The organism is Aminivibrio pyruvatiphilus (genome assembly GCF_004366815.1).
GTDB lineage: Bacteria > Synergistota > Synergistia > Synergistales > Aminobacteriaceae > Aminivibrio > Aminivibrio pyruvatiphilus.
Genome location: NZ_SORI01000001.1, coordinates 217633 through 237560 on the forward strand (window position 1 = coordinate 217633; position 19928 = coordinate 237560).

Below are 19928 nucleotides of genomic sequence, written 5' to 3' on the forward strand. Positions count from 1 at the left end.
GGCTCCATGGCGAAGGCAGGGAAAAAGGAAAAGACGGCACCGGACACGGCGCCCCTTTCCACTTCTGAAAAAAAGAAGACGGCGGTGACGGCCCCTTCCGCAGGCGGAAAGAAGACTTCCCCCGCCTCCGGGAAGAAACCGGCCGCAGGGAAATCCGCACCCGCCGGAGCGGCGAAAAAGGCGTCCCCTTCCGGCAGGAAGTCTCCGTCTGCCGGGACGGGCAGAAAAGCCTCTTCTGCCGGCAAAAAGACCACAGGAACGAAGAGCGTTCCCAAAGCACCGCGGCAGAAAACATCCGGACGGTCCGGGACAGCTTCCGCCCTCTCTGAGGCGGGGGCCGGAAAGTCCCTCGTCATCGTCGAATCCCCCACGAAAGCCAAAACCCTCACCAAGATCCTCGGGCCGAAATACGTGGTCAAGTCGAGCGTGGGGCATATCCGCGACCTGCCGAAAAGCAGGCTGGCCATCGATGTGGACAACGACTTCGCTCCCGAGTACATTCTCGTCAAGGGCAAGGCCAAGGTGAAGAACGAACTTGCAGGGCTGGCCCAGAAAGCCTCAAGGGTCATTCTCGCCTCGGACCCGGACCGCGAAGGGGAAGCCATCGCATGGCATCTCTGCGAACTGCTCGGCATCGACCCCTCATCCCCCTGCAGGGTCCGCTTCTACGAGATCACCCCAGGGGCCGTCCGGGAAGCGGTCAACAATCCCGAAGAAGTCAACATGAGCAAGGTGGAGGCCCAGCAGGCCCGCCGGATACTCGACAGGCTCGTGGGGTACACCCTGAGCCCGCTGCTGTGGAAAAAAATCCGGAGAGGCCTCTCTGCGGGAAGGGTGCAGTCCGTGGCCCTGGCCCTCATCTGTGCCCGGGAACGGGAGATCCGGGAGTTCGTTCCCAGGGCCTATTGGCTCGTCACCGTCACGGCAGCGGCGGACGACGGCAGGAAGTACGCGCTCCGGGCGGACAGCCTGGACGGGAAATCCCTCTGGAAAGAGGGCAAATCCCTTCTCATAGATTCCGAAGAGGTTGTGGAGGCCATACTCGGCGAGGTGGAGAAATTCCCCCTCACCGTGACCGATTTCAAGGTGAGGGAGAGCCTGAGGGCCGCCCCCGCACCCTTCAAGACGAGTACCCTCCAGCAGGAGGCCGCCCGAAGGAGCAGCCTGTCCCCCCGCAGAACCATGAGCATAGCCCAGGAACTTTTCGAGGGAGTCGCCATTCCGGGGAGGGGGCCCACCGGCCTGATCACCTACATGCGTACCGACAGCCTCAGGATAGCGCCCGAGGCCGTGGAGAAATGCAGGGCCTACATCGCCTCCTCCTTCGAGCCGTCGTACCTGCCTGAAAAGGAGAACGCCTATTCCGCCAAGGGCCGGTCCCAGGATGCCCACGAGGCCATCCGGCCGACGGACGTGACCATCACCCCCGAAAGCCTGGAGGGGATCCTCACTCCCGACCAGATGAAGCTCTATTCCCTCATCTGGCGGCGGTACGTGGCATCCCAGATGACCCCCGCCCGGGTGGCCAACGCCACCCTCGCCGCTTCCGCGGGCAGGGCGGGTTTCCGGCAGCTCGGGGAAACCCTGCTCTTTCCCGGGTGGAGCGCCGTGTGGCCCCTGGACCTCAAGGGAGAATCCCTCCTGCCGGCGGTCCGGGGAGAAGTGCTTGCCGTGGAGGGAACGGAAAAGGAACAGAAATTTACCCGTCCTCCGGCACGGTATTCCGAGGCCACCCTCATCAAGGTCCTCGAGGACGAGGGCGTCGGTCGGCCGTCCACCTACGCCTCCATCGTGGAGACACTCTATGACCGGGGGTACGTGATCCGCAACGAGGAGCGGCGGCTCCAGTCCACTCCCCTCGGGGAGACCGTGGACGAATTCCTGATGAAGTACTTCAACGGCGAAAGCCTCTCCTCCATCGTGGACACAGGGTTTACCGCCCGCATGGAGGAAAGCCTCGACGACGTGGAGGAGGGAAAGACCCCCTGGCTCTCCGTCCTCCGGGATTTCTGGAAAAATTTCACCGTCACCATGTCCGAGGCCGAAACCGCCCCGGCGGCTCAGCTCCCACCCCCGGAACCCATAGGGGAGGACTGCCCCGAGTGCGGCAAACCCCTTGTGCTGAAAAACGGACGCTTCGGCGAGTTCGTCGGCTGCAGCGGCTACCCTGAATGCCGGTTTACCCGTCCCGTCCTCGTCAAAACGGGGGCCGTATGCCCGAAGTGCGGCACGGGGGACGTGGTGAAGCGCAAAAGCAGGAAAGGGAAGCCGTTCTACGGCTGTTCACGCTACCCCGACTGCGATTTCGTCTCATGGAACCCCCCGTCGGGGAAGGACTGCCCCGAATGCGGCGCAGCCATGATGACCACAGGGCGGAAGGGCGGCGAGGAGTGCCCGAAATGCGGGTACGTGCCGCCGAGGGAGACCCGGGACGATGACTGACCGTACCGTATCCGTGGTCGGCGGAGGGCTTGCCGGGTCCGAAGCGGCCTGGATGCTCGCATGCCGGGGAATCCCCGTAACCCTGTACGAGATGCGCCCCCAGGCCACGACGCCGGCCCACAGGACGGACGGACTGGCGGAGGTGGTCTGCAGCAATTCCTTCGGGGCCGATTCCACCACCAGCCCTGCAGGGATTCTGAAGGAGGAGCTCCGCGGCCTCGGCAGCCTCATCCTGAAGTGTGCCGACGCCGCCCGGGTGCCTGCCGGGAAGGCCCTCGCCGTGGACAGGGACATCTTTTCCCGGCTGGTGACGGAGACCCTGGAGAAACATCCCCTCGTCACCGTGGTCAGAGAGGAATGCGTCTCCGTTCCGGAAGGGCCGGCGATCCTTGCCACGGGCCCTCTGACCTCGCCCGCCATGGCCGGGGAGATCCGCAGGATGGCCGGGGAGGAATACCTTTCCTTCTTCGATGCCGTCGCCCCGGTGGTGGAGGCGGACTCCATCGACATGACGAAGGCATTCCGCCTCGGCCGGTGGGGGCAGGAGGACGATTACATCAACTGTCCCTTCACCCGGGAGGAATACGAAGCCTTTATTTCCGCCCTGACCGGCGCCGAAAGAACCCTTCCCCACGATTTCGAGGACTCGCCCTCCTGGTTCGAGGGGTGCCTTCCCGTGGAGGTTATGGCCTCCCGGGGAACGGACACCCTCCGGTTCGGCCCCCTGCGGCCCGTGGGCCTTCCCCTCCCCGGAACGGGGGAAGAAGCCTGGGCAGTGGCCCAGCTCCGGCAGGACAACAGGGAAGGTACCCTCTACAATCTCGTAGGGTTCCAGACCAGCCTCCGGTGGGGCGAGCAGGAGCGGGTCTTCCGGATGATCCCGGGACTTGCCGATGCGGAATTCGCCCGCTTCGGCGTCATGCACCGGAACATCTACGTCAACGCCCCGGCAGTGCTGGACGGCCGTCTCCGGTTCCGGAACGGCCGGGAGGATCTCTTCCTGGCGGGTCAGATCACAGGCGTGGAAGGGTACATGGAAAGCACCGCCATGGGGTGCGTCGCGGCCCTCAACATGGCCGCCCTGCTCCTCGGAAAGCCGTTTCCCGAGTGGCCCCGGGAAACGGCCGCCGGTTCTCTCCTTCACTACCTGGGAGACGCCCTGGAGCGCCGTTTCCAGCCCATGAACGTCAACCTCGGCATCTTCCCCCCCCTGGGGAAAAAAGTCAGGAACAAGGCCCTGCGGTGCGAACAGGTCGCCCAGCGCGCACGGGAGGCCTTTGATCCCTTCCTTGCGGGCCTGGCGGAACTCGCGGGACCTGCCAGATAGCTCCACTTCCGATTTTTCTCTTAATTTTCTCTCCCAAAAGATGGGAAAAAAGAGATGCAGGAAAGAAAAACTCCGGTCAGGGACAGATTTTACATCACTGCCGAAAAAACATTAATTGATTCTTTTGAAAAATATCGAGAATCTAGAAAAAGATGCTAAAATATGCTTATGCAGGAAAAGATATCCGTTTCCCTTGACCAGTTTTTCGATCACCTCCGGTATGAAAAGGAGGCGTCGCCCCACACGGTGACCAATTACTCCGTGGACCTCGCCCAGTTCGCCGAGTTTCTCGAGGTGCAGGGGATAGAGTCCCCGGCGGAGGTGGACGGAAAGACCATACGGTCCTGGCTTCGGGAGATGATGGGCTACGGCTACGCGAAAACGTCGGCGGCCAGGAAGCTTTCCTCGGTCCGGAGCTGGTTCGCCTTCCTGTTTGACCGGGGGCTGATCTCCTCCGACCCCGCGAAGGGAATCCGGGGCCCGAAGCTCCCTTCCAGGCTGCCCCGGGCCCTCTCACGGGAGGACGCCTTCCGGCTGGTGGACGCTGGACAGCAGGGGGAGGATCCCCTCCGGGATACGGCTGTTCTTGAGCTTCTGTACGGCTGCGGCCTCCGGATCGCCGAGCTCGCCTCCCTGCGCTGGCAGGACGTGGACCTGGACGAACGGATGGTCCGGGTTCTCGGCAAAGGAAGCAAGGAACGGATTGTCCCCTTCGGGACGTGTGCGCTGAAAGCCCTCGGGAACTGGAGAGATTCGGGAGAGGGAAGCAGCGGGTTCGTCTTCCCCGGCCGGAGGGGAGGGGCAATTACGGTTCGGACGGTCCACCGGATCGTCCGGAGAGCGGCCCTGAAGGCAGGGGTGGCGAACGTGACGCCCCATGTTCTCCGGCACAGCTTCGCGACCCACCTCCTTGAGGGAGGCGCATCGCTCAGGGTCCTCCAGGAGCTTCTCGGGCACGAGAGCCTGCTCACCACCCAGCATTACCTCGCCGTCGGGGCGGATCACCTGCGGAAGAGCTATGAAATGGCCCACCCCCGGGCGAAAGGAGACAACGGAGATGTTCAAGGGAACGACGATAGTGTGTGTCCGCAGGAATGACATGGTGGCCATGGCCGGCGACGGCCAGGTGACCCTTGGAAACCAGATCATAAAGGCGGGAGCGAAAAAAGTCCGCCGGCTGCACAAGGGAACGGTCCTCGCCGGGTTCGCCGGGAGCACCGCCGATGCCATGACTCTCCTGGAGAGGTTCGAGAGCCGGCTTGAGGAGAATTCGGGAGACCTGATGCGGTCCGCCGTGTCGCTGGTGAAGGAATGGCGGACTGACAAGGCTCTGCGGAGGCTCGAAGCCCTCATGATCGTCGCCGACGCAAGGCTTACCCTGATGCTCTCCGGCGCGGGGGACATCCTGGAACCGGAGAACAACGTGGCTGCCATAGGATCGGGATCCGGTTACGCCCAGGCTGCGGCCCTCGCCTTTCTTGAAAGCGGGAGCCTGCTCCCGTCGCAGATTGCCCGGAGATCCATCGAAATCGCTTCGGAAATCTGCATATATACGGACAACATCGTCACAGTGGAGGCACTGGGAGAATGAACATGCAGGAGAATGACCGGTTCGACCTCACTCCGCGCCAGATCGTGGAGTACCTCGACCGGTATATCGTAGGACAGGAGAAGGCCAAGAAATCCGTGGCCATCGCCCTGAGAAACAGAATCCGGAGAAGGCGCCTTCCCGAAAATATCGCCAAGGAAGTGGCGCCGAAGAACATTCTCATGGTGGGACCCACCGGCGTGGGCAAGACCGAGATCGCCCGGCGCCTCGCCGACCTTGTGAAGGCCCCCTTCGTCAAGGTGGAGGCCACGAAGTTCACCGAGGTGGGCTATGTGGGACGGGACGTGGAATCCATCGTGAGGGACCTGGCCGAGACGGCCGTGGCCATGGTGAAGAAGCGGAAGATCGAGGACGTCCGGATTCCCGCCGCGGAGCGGGCGGAGCAGCGGCTGGCGGACGCCCTGCTGCCCCGGCCGGAGAAAAAAAGCGCCGTGCCCGATTTCATGCGCCTCTTCGGGGGCGGAGGCTCACCGGAAAAGGACCAGGAACGGGAAGATTCCCCCGAGGAGGAGAGGCTCCGGGATTCCACGCGGAAGAAGATCCTCGCCCTGCTCCGGGAGGGGAAGCTTGACGACCGGGAAGTGGAGATCGACGTCACCGAGAGCCAGTCGGTGGGAATTCCCCTTCTCGGAGGAGCCGGGATGGACTCCATGGGCATCAACATCGGTGACATGCTTGGCGGACTGATGCCCAAGAAGACGAAGCGCCGCAGGATGAAGGTCTCCGAGGCGCGGACCATGCTCGCCGCGGAAGAAGCGGAGAAGCTGGTGGACATGGACGCCGTCGTCCGGGAGGCCCTCGACAAGGCACAGGAAGAGGGAATCGTCTTTCTCGACGAGATCGACAAGGTGGTGGCAAGAGGCGGCACCGGCGGCCCCGACGTCAGCAGGGAGGGCGTGCAGCGGGATCTTCTGCCCATCGTGGAAGGTTCCCCGGTCCAGACCAAGTACGGTACGGTGAACACGGACCATATTCTTTTCATCAGCGCAGGGGCTTTCTCCAGCGTGAAGCCCTCGGACCTGGTGCCGGAACTGCAGGGCCGGTTCCCCATCCGGGTTGAGCTTCAGCCCCTGACAAGGGAGGACCTTGCCCGCATCCTGGTGGAGCCCGAAAACAGCCTGCTGAGGCAGTATACGGCCCTTCTCGCCACGGAAGGCGTACATCTGGACTTCACCCCCGGGGCGGTGGCCGAAATGGCCCGCCTGGCTGAGCGGATGAACGGCGAAATGGAAAACATCGGGGCCAGGAGGCTCCATGCCATGATAGAGCACCTTCTGGAGAACATCAGCTTCGGCGCCCCCGAGGAGGGGCAGGGCACGGTCTCCGTAACGCCCGAATTCGTTCGGGAGAGGCTGGAGCCCCTAATTTCGGACAGCGATATCAGAAGATATCTTCTGTAGATTACATTACATAATCCGGTACGGACAGTACGGACGGATACCATATCAGGAGGGATTTTGAGTGGCTACAAAGAAGAACAAAATAGTCGAAGAAGCAAAAGCGGCGGGACCTCATATGATCGATGAGGATCCGGGACTGAAGGATCTCCTCGAGAAAACGCGGCAGGTGGGCAGGGCCCTCCAGAGCCGCCGGGAAGGTACAAGGCCCGATTACAACAAGCTCGCCAAACTGCTGTGCGAGTTCTCCACGGCCAACGTGTACCTTATCAACAGGGAGGGCAAGATCCTCGGCCATTCCTGGATTTCCGAGTACCATTCCGAGGAAGTGTCCAACTTCATCGATAAGGGATATATGCCCGAGGTCTTCGTGGAGAAGATGAACCAGCACCGGGAGACCATGTTGAGCGAGACGGACGGCTACCTGTTCGACGACGCCAACGCCGACGCGCCCGAGAAGCACATGCTGTACATTCCCATTTACGGCGCTGCGGAGAGGCTCGGCACTCTGCTCCTCGTGCGGTTCTTCCAGCCCTTCTCCATGAGGGACCTCGTGCTTGCGGAGTACCTGGCCACCCTCGTGGGCATCGAAATTCTCCACGAGAGGACGAAGAACATCGAAGAACGGTCCAGGGAACGCCTCATCGTCCAGATGGCCATGAGGGCTCTCTCCTACTCGGAAGTGGAATCGGTGAAGCACATCATCAGCGAACTCGGCTCCTTCGAGGGCGTGGTCATCGCCAGCAAGGTGGCCGACCGGGTGGGCGTCACCAGGAGCGTCATCGTGAACGCCCTCCGGAAGCTGGAAAGTGCCGGCATCATCGAAAGCCGGAGCCTCGGCATGAAGGGAACCTTCATCAAGGTGCTCAGTCCTCTCTTCGTGGAAGAACTGGGAGTGCTGCAGAAAGACTGATTCAAGTCCGGGGGAAAGCCCGCCGAAACACACAGTAAGAACCGGGGCGGGAGGGAATGCGCCATGATGGGCGACTTCAACTGGAAAGTAATGGAGAAAAACCTCGAGGGGCTTTCGAAGCGCTTTGAAGCCACGTCGAGAAACATTGCCAACGCAAACACACCTGAGTTCGCCCGGCGGAACGTCTCCTTCGAGGACCAGCTCAGAGATCTCGTGGACGGTCCCCGGAGGCTCCCCATGACCGTTACGGACGAAGGTCATATCCCTTCGGGACCGCTGGCAGTGAGTTCTGTGATTCCCGAGGAGATCAAGGTGTACGACGAGAAATTCCGGCTTGACGGAAACAACGTGGATCCCGAAAGGGAGATGGCCGTCATGTCCCAGACGAGAATGGCCTACAATGCCATGACCCGTTTCGCCGCCAAGAAAAGCTCTCTGTACCGCCTGGTCATAGGAGGAAGATAGCCATGAGAATGTTCCGCGCCATCGACGTGTCAGGGAGCTCTCTCACAGCGCACAGACTCTGGCTCGACTCCATATCGGCGAACCTGGCGAACGTGAACACCACCCGGACCGCGGAAGGCGGCCCATACCGCAGAAAGGTGCCGGTCTTCGCCGAGATGCTCGACAAGACCATCGGCGGCTACGAGGACACCGGGGGAGTCCGGGTAGTGGAAATCGCCGAGGATGACACCCCTCCCCGGCTGGCCTACCAGCCCGACCACCCTGATGCGGACGAGGAAGGGTACGTTGCCTTCCCGAACGTGAACGTGGTCCGGGAAATGGCGGACATGCTCACCGCAAGCCGGGCCTACGAGGCAAACCTTGCGGTGGCCGACGCCGCCCGGAACATGTGGGCAGGGGCCCTGGAAATAATGCGGGGGTAGCATTTCCCCCGCTATCAATCGGGCAGCATATGGAAAGTTCTTGAATTCAAAGGACTTTCGGCTCATGGAACAACAGACGGGAGGCGCATGTATGCACCTCCCGTTTTTGTTATAAATGTCCCTGCTGTGTTAATATATGGCTGCACTATCGATATTGTCAGAAAAAAAGGAGGAGAGGGCCCCATGGGTTCGCTGAACATCGATCTTATGAAGCTCGCTTCACCCGCTGCGGTCCGCGGGCCGGAAGCGGTTCCCGCGAAGGACCGTTCTTCCGGCACGGGCCTTTCTTTTGAAGAACTTCTTCAGGATTCCATGAAGAGAGTAAACGATCTTCAGGTCGAATCCGACGGCCTGGTGAACAAGCTCGCCACGGGAGACGTGGATGACATTTCCAGGGTGGTCCTCGCTTCCCAGAGGGCCGAATTTGCCCTCAGAATGATCACCGAGGTCAGGAACAAACTGCTTGACGCCTACCAGCAACTTGGCCGGATGCCTGTGTAAGGGCTTTGTGAATGGACTGGTTCCGAAGGTTTTCCGCCCGTCTCGGACTCTTCTGGTCTTCCCTCAAGCCGTGGCAGAAACTCTCCATTGTCGGGGCGTCCATATTGGTGGTCTCTGCACTTGTCCTTGCCGTCTACTGGGCGGGCAAACCCTCCTATGAACCCCTTTTCACCGCTCTCGAGGTAGAAGACCAGTCGGCCATCGTGGCCTACCTCCGGGAAAACCGGATCGACTACAAGCTTGACCCGGCGGCGAACGCCATCCTCGTTCCACGGGACATCGTGTACGAAACCCGCCTCAGCCTGGCCCAGGGCGGCCTTCCGAAAGGGGGCAGCGTGGGCTATGAGATCTTCGACACCACGAAGATGGGCCTGAGCGAATTCCAGCAGAAAATAACCTACATACGGGCTCTCGAAGGAGAGCTTGAGCGGACCATCCGCCAGATCGACGCGGTGGATTACGCCAAGGTGAACATCGTCATCCCCGAACAGCGTCTTTTTCTCGAGCAGCAGCAGCCCTCCACGGCATCGGTCCTCGTCCGCCTGAAGACGGGGATGCAGATCGGCCCGGACCAGGTGAAATCCATAGTGCACCTCGTGTCCCACGGAGTCCAGGGCCTGCTCCCCGAGAATATCACGGTGGTGGACACTTCAGGAAAGGTCCTCTCGGACCTGCTCGATCAGGATCTGCTGATCTACGGGCAGGGAGGAGACGGGCGGACTGTTTCCTCGGTCCAGCGGGAGCTTGAGCGGCAGCAGGAACGGGAGCTTGAAAACAAGGTCAGGATCATGCTCGAGCGGGTGTTCGGGCCGGGCAGGGTTGTGGTCCGGATCAAGGTGGATCTCGATTTTGACCGCAGGACCAGCTCCTCCAGGGAGTATATTCCCGGAGAAACAGGCAGGGGGGTCCTCCGGAGCCAGCAGAACATGGAGGAGACCTACACCGGAACGGGCGGCCCCATAGGAGGCGCCCCCGGAACCACAACGAACATCCCCGGCTACGCCATTGCCCAGCAGCAGGGAACGGCGAGCGAATACAACAAGACGGAGACCACCAACAACTACGAGATCACTACCCGTGAGACCCAGCAGGTGGTGACTCCCGGGACCATCAGGCGGCTTTCGGCGTCGGTCCTGGTGGACGGAGAACTCGAGCAGGAACGGCTGACGGAGCTCCGGGCCCTTGTGGCTCCAGCCCTTGGAGTGGACGCCGGCAGGGGAGACCAGCTCGTCATCCAGTCCATGAAATTCTCCACCACCTTTGCCGACAGTCTGGCGGAACAGCTGCAGGCCCAGCAGAGAATGCAGCTTCTCTTCGCACTGGTCGCCACCGCAGTGCTCCTCCTCGCTGCCGCCCTCGCCGGAGTGCTGTGGATGCGGAAGCGCAGGTCCAGGAAAGCCGCGCTCCCTCCCGCGGAGGAACGGAAACGCATACCGAGCATTCAGGAACTTCTTTCGTCCCCGGAGCTGCTTGAAGCCCAGGGAGAGCTGGCCGTACTGGAAGAACAGCTTCGCGCCTACGCGAGAAGCAAACCAGAAGAAATAGCCAACCTTTCCCAGGACTGGCTTGCAGACGAGTCTTAGGAGGCGGGCCATGGCGAAGACAGCGACCAAGGGACTGACAGGAAGAGAAAAAGTGGCCATCCTCATGGTGGCCCTCGGAAACGAAGTGGCCGCCGAAGTCTACAAGAGGCTGGACGATGCCACTATCGAAGTCGTCACACTGGAAATCGCGAACCTGAGAAAGGTGACTCCCGAACAGCGGCTCGGAGTCCTGAAGGATGCCCAGGAAATGCTCCTCGCCAGGGAGTACATGGCCAGGGGCGGCGTGGACTATGCCCGGGATATACTCGAACGGGCCCTCGGCCCTGAAAGGGCGCAGAATCTCCTCACACGGATCACCGCCAGCCTTCAGGTCCGGCCCTTCGACTTCATGCGGCACACCGACGCCCAGCAGATCCTCGGCTTCATCCAGGGAGAACATCCCCAGACCGTGGCCCTCATCATGTCCTACCTCGAACCACAGCAGGCGGCGTCCATCATCGGCGGCCTTCCTGGGGCCATGCAGGCCGAAGTGGCCAAGCGGATCGCCAGGATGGACCGGATCACTCCGGAAGTGCTCCGGGAGGTGGAGCGGGTGCTGGAAAGGAAGCTGAGCACTGTCATGGGACAGGACTTTACCCTTGCAGGCGGCATCGACGCCATCGTGGACATCATAAACAACGCCGACCGCGCCACGGAGCGGAACATCATGGAACACCTGGAAGAAAACGACCCCGAACTCGCGGAAGAAATCAAGCGGCGGCTCTTCGTCTTCGAGGACATCATCAAGATGGACGACCGGTCCCTCCAGAGGGTGCTCCGCGAGGTGGAGATGAAGGAACTGTCCCTGGCCCTCAAGGGAGCCACGGAAGAGCTCCGGGGAAAGTTTTTCAGGAATATGTCCAAGCGGGCCTCCGAAATGCTCAGGGAGGATATGGACTACATGGGCCCCGTCAGGGTGAAGGACGTGGAAGAAGCCCAGCAGAAGGTGGTCAACGTGGTCCGGGCCCTGGAGGATGTGGGAGAAATCGTCATCTCCAGGGGAGGAGAGGAAGAGCTGGTTGTCTAAGCTTCTTCGGCCCAATGTCCTCCGGGCTGTTCGCCTGCTTCCGGAGGCCGTCCGGATCGGGAATGCCCCCGGAGGGGACCGGGAAATCCATGAGACGACACCCCGGGAACCGGAGGCAGGGAACCATCCTGTCGACCTGATTTCCCAGCTTAGTGAAGAACTTTCCCTTCTCAAAACAAGGCTGGAGGAATCGGAAAGGGAAAACCGGGACCTCGCCTCCAGGGCCTCCGTTTTCGAGGAAGAGCTCTCCAGGGAGAGAGTGCGTCTCGAAGAGGAGCGGGGGAAGATGGTGTCCTCTCTCGAGGCGGAAGCAGCCGCAGTGCGGAAAAAGGCGGTTTCCGAAGGGTTCGAGGAAGGACGGAAGGCGGGGTACGAACAGGGCATTGAAAATGCCCGGAAAGATGCGGCAAAGGAAGCCGAGGAAAAAATCCGGTCGGCTGTCTTTCTGCTTGAATCGGTCCACCGGTCCCTCGGCGAACATCTTGATGCTCTCTGTTCACTCCAGATGCCCAGGCTTATCCGCATGTGGGAATTCCTTCTTTCAAGCATGCTCCGCAAAGAGGTCTCCCTCGACGGCGAAACGGCCGTCAGGATGCTCCGGGGAGTTCTGGAGCGCATCAGCGACAAGGAAAGGGTGCTCGTCTACCTGAATCCGGAGGACGTGGACGCCTTACGGGGACGGAAGGACGAATTCGGCGACCTTCTTCGGGGAGTCCGTCACCTCGAGTTTATACCGGACGGGAACGTGGACGCCGGAAGCTGTATTGTGGAGACCAACCTCGGAATTTACGACGCCCGATGGAGGATCCAGCTTGAACAGGTTTCCGGAGAGATAGAGCGTCTGTTCATCGAGGGAGGGACCGGGAATGACGGCAGCTCCTGAGACAGGCCTGCTGTCCATTCTCGAGCAGCGTCTTTCCGGAGTCCAGCTCACCAAGATCAACGGACGTATCGTCCAGGTGGTGGGTCTCGTGGCCGAATCCAGAGGGCCGGACGTCCGGGTGGGCGATCTTTGTTCCATACGGTACCGGAACAGCGCCAGGGCATCCCTTTCGGCGGAGGTTGTCGGCTTCCGGGGTGACAGGGTCCTCCTCATGCCGCTGGGCAACCTCAAGGACATCGGTCCGGGGTGCGACGTCCTCTCCATGGAGCGCCCCCTGGGCGTCCGGGTTGGTGATTCCCTTCTCGGACGGATTCTCGACGGCCTGGGAAACCCCATCGACGACAGGGGACCCGTGGCAGCCTCCGGCTTTTACCCCCTCTATGCAGACCCTCCCCATCCCCTCCGCAGGAAAATGATCACCTCCCCTCTTCCCGTGGGCGTCAAGGTCATCGACGGCCTTCTCACCCTCGGGACAGGGCAGCGGATCGGCATCTTCGCGGGATCGGGAGTGGGAAAGAGCACCCTGCTCGCCATGATGGCCCGGTACACCGAGGCGGATGTGAACGTCATCGCCCTGGTGGGGGAACGGGGAAGGGAGGTCCGGGAATTTGTCGACCGCGACCTGGGCGAGGAGGGACGACGCCGTTCAGTGCTTGTCATTGCCACCTCCGACCAGCCTCCTCTCATCCGTCTCAAGGCATCCCTCACCGCCACCGCAATCGCGGAGTATTTTCGCGACCAGGGAAAAAACGTGCTCCTCATGATGGACTCGGTGACCAGGGTGGCCAGGGCCCAGCGTGAAGTGGGCCTCGCCATCGGCGAACCCCCCACCACCAGGGGATACACCCCGTCTGTCTTCGAAATGCTCCCCCGGCTGCTTGAACGGGCAGGGGCAGGAGAACGGGGGAGCATCACTGGAATCTACACCGTCCTGGTGGAAGGGGACGACATGAACGAGCCCGTGGCGGACACGGTGAGAGGCGTTCTCGACGGCCACGTGGTCCTTTCAAGGAAGATCGCCGCCCGGAATTTCTACCCCGCCGTGGACGTTCTCGAAAGCGTGAGCCGCGTCATGCCCTCCATCGTCGACCCTGAGCACCTGTCAGCGTCGGGGCGGCTCCGGGAGCTTCTCGCCGTCTACGGGGAGGCAGAGGACCTTATAAGCATAGGGGCCTACAAAAGCGGCTCCAACCCGAAAGTGGACTGGGCTGTAGAGCATCTCCAGGGGGTCCATTCCTTCCTCCGGCAGACAGTGGGGGAGAAAGTCCCCTTCGGGGAGATGGAAGGGCAGCTCCTTTCCCTTGTTCCCTGACCGGGGTCAAGGCTGGGCATCCGTTTGCCGATGAATATGTAAAGGCTGCAGCCGGAGGATTTCATGAACGCGAAAGTGAACAGGTTTGAACGTATTCTCAGGACGAAGGTCAAGGTGCGGGATGACGAACGAATCCTTCTCTCCATTGAAAAGAAGGAGGAAGAGCGTCTTCTCTCCGTCCTCGAGACCCTCGGAACAGAAAAGGAAGAAGCTCTCGCCTCCTTCGGTTCCCAGAAGGACGAAACCTTTACCCTGCAGGATATCTGGTTCAGAAGGAAGGCCATCGACCTCCTGGAAAACCGTATCTGCAGCGAGGGAGAGTCTCTTTGCGGGGTGCGGCAGTCCATCGAGGATACCGAGACCAGGCTGCTGGAAAAACACAGGGACGTAAAAGCGATGGAAAAATACATTTCCTTCATGGTCATGGACCTTCAGGACGAAGAGAAAAAACGGGAACAGTCGGAACTGGATGACATCGCAGGCATCCGCCACGGTTCACCGAAGGAGAGAAGACGATGAGAGCGAATCTTTCGGGAGTGTCGAGGGTTATGGGCCGCATAGAGGAGATTGAGCGCAAGATCCGGCCTCAAAAGGACGAAGAAGTGCGGGAAGAGAAGCAGGACCGCTTTGTGGATGTCCTTGAAAGGGCGGAGAAAAAAGAAAGAAACAGGCCGGAGGCGGATGAGAAGACGCGGCACCCCGTCGTTCCCGGCATTGTTTCGCCGGAAAGGACTGTGTCCGGCGGCTGGGAGAACCATATCGCCCCGCTGGCGGCGAAGTACGGCGTGGAAGAAGCCCTGGTCCGTGCGGTGATCCGGATGGAATCGGGCGGGCAGACCGGGGCCGTCTCCCCGAAGGGCGCCATGGGACTCATGCAGCTCATGCCCGGAACGGCACGGATGCTCGGGGTGGACGATCCTTTCGATCCCGTGCAGAATCTCGAGGGCGGAATTAAATACCTTTCACAACTGTCCGATAAGTATCAGGGAGACCTGGTAAAAACTCTTGCCGCCTACAATGCCGGGCCGGGCAGGGTGGACTCCTACGGAGGGGTGCCTCCCTTCGCGGAGACGCAGAAATATGTGAAAAACGTCCTCTCCATGTACCGAAAGAATTCAGGGAGCGATGACTGATGGCTGACGAACCCAGGAATCAGACGGAAGACGTCCTAGAGGAGAGCTCCCCCCGGCCGGTGCGGATAAAGGAAAAGAAAAAGAGCCGGAAAGGAACTCTCCTCTTTTTATTCTTTGTTCTCGCGGCGGGGGCTGCGGCAGGACTCCATGCCTCTGGAAGCTGGGATGCCCGACCGGTGATGTACTGGTCCATCCCCCGCATTCCATGGATCGGGAAGGATCTGGCAACCGCCCTCGGAATTCCCGGAGAATACTCCCTGACTGCCGGGCAGAGACGGACTATCGAGCTTCAGCGCTGGAACGACCGGCTCAACGAAAGGGAGAGGGAGCTCGAGGGGCGGGAAAGACGTCTCGCCGCCCTCTCGGCGGACCTGGAAAAACGGTCTGCTGTCCTGGAAAAAGTCGAGGCGGAACAGACTGCGGCCCAAATGAAACCTCCCGAGAACCTGCAGGAGGAAAAAGAGTACCTGGATATGCTCATGAAAACCTACCAGGAGATTTCTCCCAGGAGGGCGGCTCTCATTCTCGAGCAGCTGAGGGAAGATCTGGCGGTAAAACTCCTTGAGGCAATGCCCCGGGATGCCCGGGCATCCATTCTCGGCCGCATGGAGGCGGTGAGAGCGGCAAGGCTGACGGAACGGCTGGCGGCCGGCGGGTCGCGGTGACACATTCGGAGGTGCGGCCTATGATCTCGCCCATTCTTGCGGCAGGCCGGGAAAAGAGCGCTTCGGAGCTCTCCCCGGATTCAACCGCAACAAAACCGAAACCTGAAGGAGAAAAAAACGGCCTGTTCTCGCGCCTGCTTCACCGGTGCGAGCAGTGTTCCGAGACTCCCGTGCCGGAAGACAGCCGGACGGGTGTCCATTTACAGGTGATCCATGCAGTTTTTCCGGCGATACTCCGGGGAATGAACGGCTCCATCAAAGTTGACGACCCCTCCATGGAGAACGAAGGGGCGGAAGCAACACTTGCCGGCGAAGAACCGGACAGCCTTTTTTCCGGCGAAATCCAGGAAGAGAAAGTGTTTTCCGCGGAAGAAGCGCTTCAGTTTCCGGAGTACCTCCCCCCGGACGGCACAGCCCGCAACGAATCAGAGGCTGCAGCGGCGGTAATGATGGTCCGGGACGTCGTCTCTCTCCTCCCCGCGGGGGAAGGAATCCGGGGGCCTGAGAACGGAGCCGGTCCGGCTGAAGAGAAAGGGACGGTTGCCCTTCCCCCAGGTTCCTCGCCCCTTATTTCCTCCGGAGTAGTTCTCTCTGAGATAAAGGCTGAAACAGGACAAGCTGCTTTTATTCCAAAGGATGGTACGGAGAAGCAAGACGTCCCGGCTGAAAGGGAAGCAATTCTGGAGAAAAACGAACAAACGGCCCGGACTTCCCCTGAAAAACATCTCTCCGATGCTCTTGCAGGGGAAAAACGGGCAACCGATAGAGCTCCCGGTAACGGCGCGGACCTGGGGAACACTGCCGGAGCCCTTCCTGTGGACCATACTCACGGGGAACAGGAAAAGAACGGCGGCACCCAAGGCCGGGACAGCGTACCGTTGTCCTTTGCTTCAGGGAAAGATGCCGTTTTTCAGGGAACTTCAAGGGGCGGCGGAGAGAAGGGAGAGGGACGGCAGTCCCTTTTCGGAAAGAATGACGAGCCGGGCGCGGCCCTTTTCGCACAAAAACCGGCGCAGGGGGCGGACGGAGTCCGTGCCGAAAGACCCCCTCTTCCGGCCGGGTTCGCCCGGGAACTGGCTCTGGCCGGACGGGACGGTGCCGCCCTCGAGGACGGGATGCACAACGTGGTGAGGTTTATGCGGACCGAAGGACATCACAGGGCATCCATGATTGTTGATCCTCCCGCTCTCGGGCGGGTGGAGATCGAGCTTTCCGCTACAACCGGAGGCGTGGAGGCGTCCATCAGGGTCGGCAATGAACAGCTCCGTCAGCTTGTCCAGGACCAGATAACGGTTCTGAGGACCCATCTCCAGCAGCAGGGTGTTCAGGTGGCCGAACTGACGGTTGACATCAGGGACAGCGGCAAAGAGGGGCGCGGAGAAACCAGGGATGGCGCGAAAGACAGGAATCTCCGCGGATCCAGGATGGTCGGGGCGGCAGAAGAAGACATTCCATCCTTTGCGGTGGATCTTGAACAGGGCCTCCTTCACTGGGTGGCCTAGGAGGTGGAGAAATGAACGTATCGGCAGTGAACGGCGGAAATGAAACAAACTATACGGCGGCCGCGAACCAGGCTCTCAGGGAAACGAACAGCGAGCTCGGAAAGGAAGCCTTTCTGAAGATACTCATCGCCCAGCTCAGCAACCAGGACCCCCTCGATCCTCTCAAGGACAAGGATTTCATAGCCCAGATGGCCCAGTTCAGCACCCTGGAGCAGATGACCAACATGAACAAGAGCATCGAACAGATGAACGCCGTGACCAAGGGATCCGCGGTGAACTATATCGGCCGCGTGGTGGAATATCTCGACGACGAGGGGCTGAGTACCTACGGCACGGTGGCCTACGTCCGGTTCGACAAATCAGGGGTCATCCTCACCACCACCGAAGAAATCGAAATTCCCCTCGAAAAGGTCGTGGCGGTGGGCTGAGAAAGGGCTACAGAAAACAGCCGAAACCTCCGATTCAATAGAAGATCGGTTCAATGACGACAAGGACCAACCACCGCCCCCAGGGAAGGCCGGGCGTAACGGAAACTGCAAGGGACTGCGGCATCTCAGAATTGACAGGGAGGAAATAATACCATGCTTCGATCCCTTATGTCCGGCGTATCAGGCGTGCGGGGGCACCAGACCCTCCTCGACGTGGTCGGAAACAACATCGCCAATGTAAATACCGTAGGCTTCAAGAAATCGACCGTGACGTTCCAGGACCTCATGTACCAGACCAGCAAGGGCGCTTCCGCCCCCGGCGAAGCGCGGGGCGGCATCAACCCCATGCAGGTGGGCCTCGGTGTGAACGTGGCCGCCATCGAAACCATCCATTCCCAGGGGCAGCTCCAGTTCACGGGAAACAGGACGGACATGGCCATCGAGGGCGACGGGTACTACGTGGTCAGCGACGGAACGAACCAGCTCTACACCAGGGCAGGTAATTTTATCCTCGACGCGAACGGAAACCTTGTCCAGTCGGGCACCGGGTACATGGTGAAGGGCTTCGGCATGTCCGTGGACCCCAATAACCCTTCCTCCTACACCATGGGCTCCAATCTGATGAACATCAACATTCCCGTGGGGCAGAAGATCCCCGCGAAGGCCACCGAGCTCGCAGGATTCCGGTGCAACCTCGACAGCCGGGTGGATGCCTATCTTCCCATGGGCATCGAGACCAACGACTCTTCACTGACGGTGAACCTCGGGACCGACCGGTATGTTCTCAGCAACATTTCAGGGAACAGCACCCAGGCGGGATTTCTTACCCTGTCCACCGCAGCGGGGGCGACGGCTCCTGCCGGTATAGCGTGCGCCTACGACGGGATCGACGCTACATCAGGATACCCTCTGCTTGACGTCACCCTGACCGGAGCATTCGCCGACCCGGCGAACCCTCTCACCGCGAACTACGACTCGTCAACCGGCACCCTGACCCTGCTCAATTCTTCGAACCAGATTGTTTCGAAAATAGAGCTCTCCGGGTTCATGAACTTCCAGATGGTGACCGATTCCTCCTCGGGAACTGCCGTGAACTACCTCGTGGAATTTGACGACGATGCCGCCACGGGGAACCGTATCCTAAATCTCTGGAGCGAAACGGCCGCCGACCCCGAGACCCTTGAGATCACCATGAACAGCGACGGTACATTCCAGCTTGCCGCTGCGACGTCCGTCGGAGGGAGCCCGTTGAGCGCCCGGGCCACTGAGAACGGCCTCGGCATCACTCTTCTCAATGGAAGCGCATCCGTGGCAACCATCAACCAGAAGATCGCCAGCGTGCACAACACGAAACTCGATGTCTACGACAGCCTGGGAAACGCCCACACCCTCGAGGTGAGCTGGGAGAAGATCGACAACAACCAGTGGCGCTGGAGAGCCTGGCTTCCGTCCGAGCCCGGGATAACCATTTCGAACAATACGGGCATCATGGAATTCAATTCTGACGGCAAAATCACGGCGGGGTCCTCCGGGGTCATCGGGCTGAACTTTGCGTCCCTCGGCGCTGACGATGCCACCATCACCCTCGACTTCACCGGTGAGGCTTTCGGCAAGGATGTCATGGAGGGCGTGACGCAGTACGGTTCTTCCTACACTACCAAGGGATATTTCCAGGACGGCTATGCCATGGGCGTCCTGAACGATTTTGCCGCAGGCAAGGACGGCACCATAACCGGCGTCTACAGCAACGGCGTCAACATCCCGCTGTACCGGATCGCTCTGGCGCTCTTCTCCAACCCCACGGGGCTCACCAAGGTGGGGAGCACGGCCTTCACGGCGAGCAACAACTCGGGCCTCGCCCAGGTCGTGGCGGCGGGTGAAGGCGGAGCGGGCACCATTGCGGGAGGCACCCTGGAAATGGCCAACGTGGACCTTTCCGAGGAGTTCGTCCGGCTCATCGTCGCCCAGCGCGGTTTCCAGGCCAACGCCAGGGTGGTCACCACCAGCGACCAGGTGCTCGAAGAAGTCATCAACATCAAGCGGTAGGGGAGGCCTGAACCATGATCACCCTGCGCAGGATCAACGGCGAAGCCTTCACCGTCAACGCCGATCTCATCGAAACGGTGGAGTCCACTCCCGACACGGTCATCCGCCTCGTCAACGGTCACCGGTACGTGGTGGCCGAACCCATGGATGAAATAGTGGATTTAGTGGTAAAGTACAGGCAGAAGGTTCTTTTCTCCTTCTTCGGGGGAAAATCCCCCCTTCCGGAAGACGGGGAAAAAGACTGATCAATAGTTCCGGCAACTGACGCGGTAA

Annotated in this window: 20 protein-coding genes; all 20 read left to right on the top strand. The window is 60.7% G+C overall.

Features of this window, described 5'->3' with window-relative positions; translation table 11 throughout:
* Positions 1–6 precede the first annotated feature (6 nt).
* Positions 7–2442: a type I DNA topoisomerase gene (gene topA, locus C8D99_RS00895; RefSeq protein ID WP_133955399.1), complete on the top strand. Its 2436-nt coding sequence runs from the start codon at positions 7–9 to the stop codon at positions 2440–2442.
* Positions 2435–3769, top strand: a complete 1335-nt coding sequence (gene trmFO / locus C8D99_RS00900; RefSeq protein WP_133955401.1) for a methylenetetrahydrofolate--tRNA-(uracil(54)-C(5))-methyltransferase (FADH(2)-oxidizing) TrmFO — start codon at positions 2435–2437, stop codon at positions 3767–3769. The genes topA and trmFO overlap by 8 nt, the downstream gene beginning before the upstream one ends.
* A gap of 162 nt (positions 3770–3931) precedes the next feature.
* Complete coding sequence (locus C8D99_RS00905) at positions 3932–4867, top strand: tyrosine recombinase XerC (protein ID WP_243833790.1); 936 nt, start codon at positions 3932–3934, stop codon at positions 4865–4867.
* A complete protein-coding gene (gene hslV / locus C8D99_RS00910; RefSeq protein WP_133955403.1) occupies positions 4827–5360 on the top strand; it encodes an ATP-dependent protease subunit HslV in 534 nt (177 codons plus the stop codon). Before C8D99_RS00905 ends, hslV begins: the two co-directional genes overlap by 41 nt.
* Entirely contained in the window at positions 5357–6778 is a 1422-nt protein-coding gene (hslU, locus tag C8D99_RS00915; protein WP_133955405.1) for an ATP-dependent protease ATPase subunit HslU, read from the top strand. Before hslV ends, hslU begins: the two co-directional genes overlap by 4 nt.
* Before the next feature lie 115 nt (positions 6779–6893).
* Complete coding sequence (codY, locus tag C8D99_RS00920) at positions 6894–7688, top strand: GTP-sensing pleiotropic transcriptional regulator CodY (RefSeq protein WP_133955755.1); 795 nt, start codon at positions 6894–6896, stop codon at positions 7686–7688.
* A gap of 63 nt (positions 7689–7751) precedes the next feature.
* Positions 7752–8153 carry a flagellar basal body rod protein FlgB gene (gene flgB / locus C8D99_RS00925; RefSeq protein WP_133955407.1) on the top strand — a complete coding sequence of 134 codons (402 nt, stop codon included), beginning with the start codon at positions 7752–7754 and terminating at the stop codon, positions 8151–8153.
* Between the two features lie 2 nt (positions 8154–8155).
* A complete protein-coding gene (gene flgC / locus C8D99_RS00930; RefSeq protein WP_133955409.1) occupies positions 8156–8575 on the top strand; it encodes a flagellar basal body rod protein FlgC in 420 nt (139 codons plus the stop codon).
* Between the two features lie 183 nt (positions 8576–8758).
* A complete protein-coding gene (gene fliE / locus C8D99_RS00935; RefSeq protein ID WP_243833791.1) occupies positions 8759–9076 on the top strand; it encodes a flagellar hook-basal body complex protein FliE in 318 nt (105 codons plus the stop codon).
* Positions 9077–9087: 11 nt separating this feature from the next.
* Positions 9088–10659 (top strand): flagellar basal-body MS-ring/collar protein FliF, encoded by a 1572-nt coding sequence (fliF, locus tag C8D99_RS00940; RefSeq protein ID WP_133955411.1) that lies wholly within the window; start codon positions 9088–9090, stop codon positions 10657–10659.
* 10 nt (positions 10660–10669) lie between these two features.
* A complete protein-coding gene (gene fliG / locus C8D99_RS00945) occupies positions 10670–11686 on the top strand; it encodes a flagellar motor switch protein FliG (protein ID WP_133955413.1) in 1017 nt (338 codons plus the stop codon).
* Positions 11679–12569 carry a FliH/SctL family protein gene (locus C8D99_RS00950; protein ID WP_166669942.1) on the top strand — a complete coding sequence of 297 codons (891 nt, stop codon included), beginning with the start codon at positions 11679–11681 and terminating at the stop codon, positions 12567–12569. Before fliG ends, C8D99_RS00950 begins: the two co-directional genes overlap by 8 nt.
* A complete protein-coding gene (gene fliI, locus C8D99_RS00955) occupies positions 12553–13881 on the top strand; it encodes a flagellar protein export ATPase FliI (protein ID WP_133955417.1) in 1329 nt (442 codons plus the stop codon). The genes C8D99_RS00950 and fliI overlap by 17 nt, the downstream gene beginning before the upstream one ends.
* Before the next feature lie 63 nt (positions 13882–13944).
* Complete coding sequence (locus tag C8D99_RS00960) at positions 13945–14400, top strand: flagellar export protein FliJ (protein ID WP_133955419.1); 456 nt, start codon at positions 13945–13947, stop codon at positions 14398–14400.
* Positions 14397–15014, top strand: a complete 618-nt coding sequence (locus C8D99_RS15635; protein WP_133955421.1) for a lytic transglycosylase domain-containing protein — start codon at positions 14397–14399, stop codon at positions 15012–15014. Before C8D99_RS00960 ends, C8D99_RS15635 begins: the two co-directional genes overlap by 4 nt.
* Complete coding sequence (locus C8D99_RS00970; RefSeq protein WP_133955423.1) at positions 15014–15679, top strand: MotE family protein; 666 nt, start codon at positions 15014–15016, stop codon at positions 15677–15679. Before C8D99_RS15635 ends, C8D99_RS00970 begins: the two co-directional genes overlap by 1 nt.
* Positions 15680–15699: 20 nt before the next feature.
* Complete coding sequence (locus C8D99_RS00975; RefSeq protein WP_133955425.1) at positions 15700–17181, top strand: flagellar hook-length control protein FliK; 1482 nt, start codon at positions 15700–15702, stop codon at positions 17179–17181.
* Between the two features lie 11 nt (positions 17182–17192).
* Entirely contained in the window at positions 17193–17609 is a 417-nt protein-coding gene (locus tag C8D99_RS00980) for a flagellar hook capping FlgD N-terminal domain-containing protein (protein ID WP_133955427.1), read from the top strand.
* Between the two features lie 153 nt (positions 17610–17762).
* The gene (locus C8D99_RS00985; protein ID WP_133955429.1) at positions 17763–19655 is read left to right on the top strand and encodes a flagellar hook protein FlgE; all 1893 of its coding nucleotides are present in this window, start codon (positions 17763–17765) and stop codon (positions 19653–19655) included.
* A gap of 14 nt (positions 19656–19669) precedes the next feature.
* On the top strand, positions 19670–19900 hold the full coding sequence (locus C8D99_RS00990; RefSeq protein WP_133955431.1) for a flagellar FlbD family protein: 231 nt from the start codon (positions 19670–19672) through the stop codon (positions 19898–19900).
* Positions 19901–19928: the final 28 nt, after the last annotated feature.

Bases quoted from the DNA above. Each gene is read 5' to 3' on its own strand.
- topA (WP_133955399.1), top strand. From the start codon at position 7: ATGGCGAAGGCAGGGAAAAAGGAAAAGACGGCACCGGACACGGCGCCC.
- trmFO (WP_133955401.1), top strand. From the start codon at position 2,435: ATGACTGACCGTACCGTATCCGTGGTCGGCGGAGGGCTTGCCGGGTCC.
- C8D99_RS00905 (WP_243833790.1), top strand. From the start codon at position 3,932: ATGCTTATGCAGGAAAAGATATCCGTTTCCCTTGACCAGTTTTTCGAT.
- hslV (WP_133955403.1), top strand. From the start codon at position 4,827: ATGTTCAAGGGAACGACGATAGTGTGTGTCCGCAGGAATGACATGGTG.
- hslU (WP_133955405.1), top strand. From the start codon at position 5,357: ATGAACATGCAGGAGAATGACCGGTTCGACCTCACTCCGCGCCAGATC.
- codY (WP_133955755.1), top strand. From the start codon at position 6,894: ATGATCGATGAGGATCCGGGACTGAAGGATCTCCTCGAGAAAACGCGG.
- flgB (WP_133955407.1), top strand. From the start codon at position 7,752: ATGATGGGCGACTTCAACTGGAAAGTAATGGAGAAAAACCTCGAGGGG.
- flgC (WP_133955409.1), top strand. From the start codon at position 8,156: ATGAGAATGTTCCGCGCCATCGACGTGTCAGGGAGCTCTCTCACAGCG.
- fliE (WP_243833791.1), top strand. From the start codon at position 8,759: ATGGGTTCGCTGAACATCGATCTTATGAAGCTCGCTTCACCCGCTGCG.
- fliF (WP_133955411.1), top strand. From the start codon at position 9,088: ATGGACTGGTTCCGAAGGTTTTCCGCCCGTCTCGGACTCTTCTGGTCT.
- fliG (WP_133955413.1), top strand. From the start codon at position 10,670: ATGGCGAAGACAGCGACCAAGGGACTGACAGGAAGAGAAAAAGTGGCC.
- fliI (WP_133955417.1), top strand. From the start codon at position 12,553: ATGACGGCAGCTCCTGAGACAGGCCTGCTGTCCATTCTCGAGCAGCGT.
- C8D99_RS00960 (WP_133955419.1), top strand. From the start codon at position 13,945: ATGAACGCGAAAGTGAACAGGTTTGAACGTATTCTCAGGACGAAGGTC.
- C8D99_RS15635 (WP_133955421.1), top strand. From the start codon at position 14,397: ATGAGAGCGAATCTTTCGGGAGTGTCGAGGGTTATGGGCCGCATAGAG.
- C8D99_RS00970 (WP_133955423.1), top strand. From the start codon at position 15,014: ATGGCTGACGAACCCAGGAATCAGACGGAAGACGTCCTAGAGGAGAGC.
- C8D99_RS00975 (WP_133955425.1), top strand. From the start codon at position 15,700: ATGATCTCGCCCATTCTTGCGGCAGGCCGGGAAAAGAGCGCTTCGGAG.
- C8D99_RS00980 (WP_133955427.1), top strand. From the start codon at position 17,193: ATGAACGTATCGGCAGTGAACGGCGGAAATGAAACAAACTATACGGCG.
- C8D99_RS00985 (WP_133955429.1), top strand. From the start codon at position 17,763: ATGCTTCGATCCCTTATGTCCGGCGTATCAGGCGTGCGGGGGCACCAG.
- C8D99_RS00990 (WP_133955431.1), top strand. From the start codon at position 19,670: ATGATCACCCTGCGCAGGATCAACGGCGAAGCCTTCACCGTCAACGCC.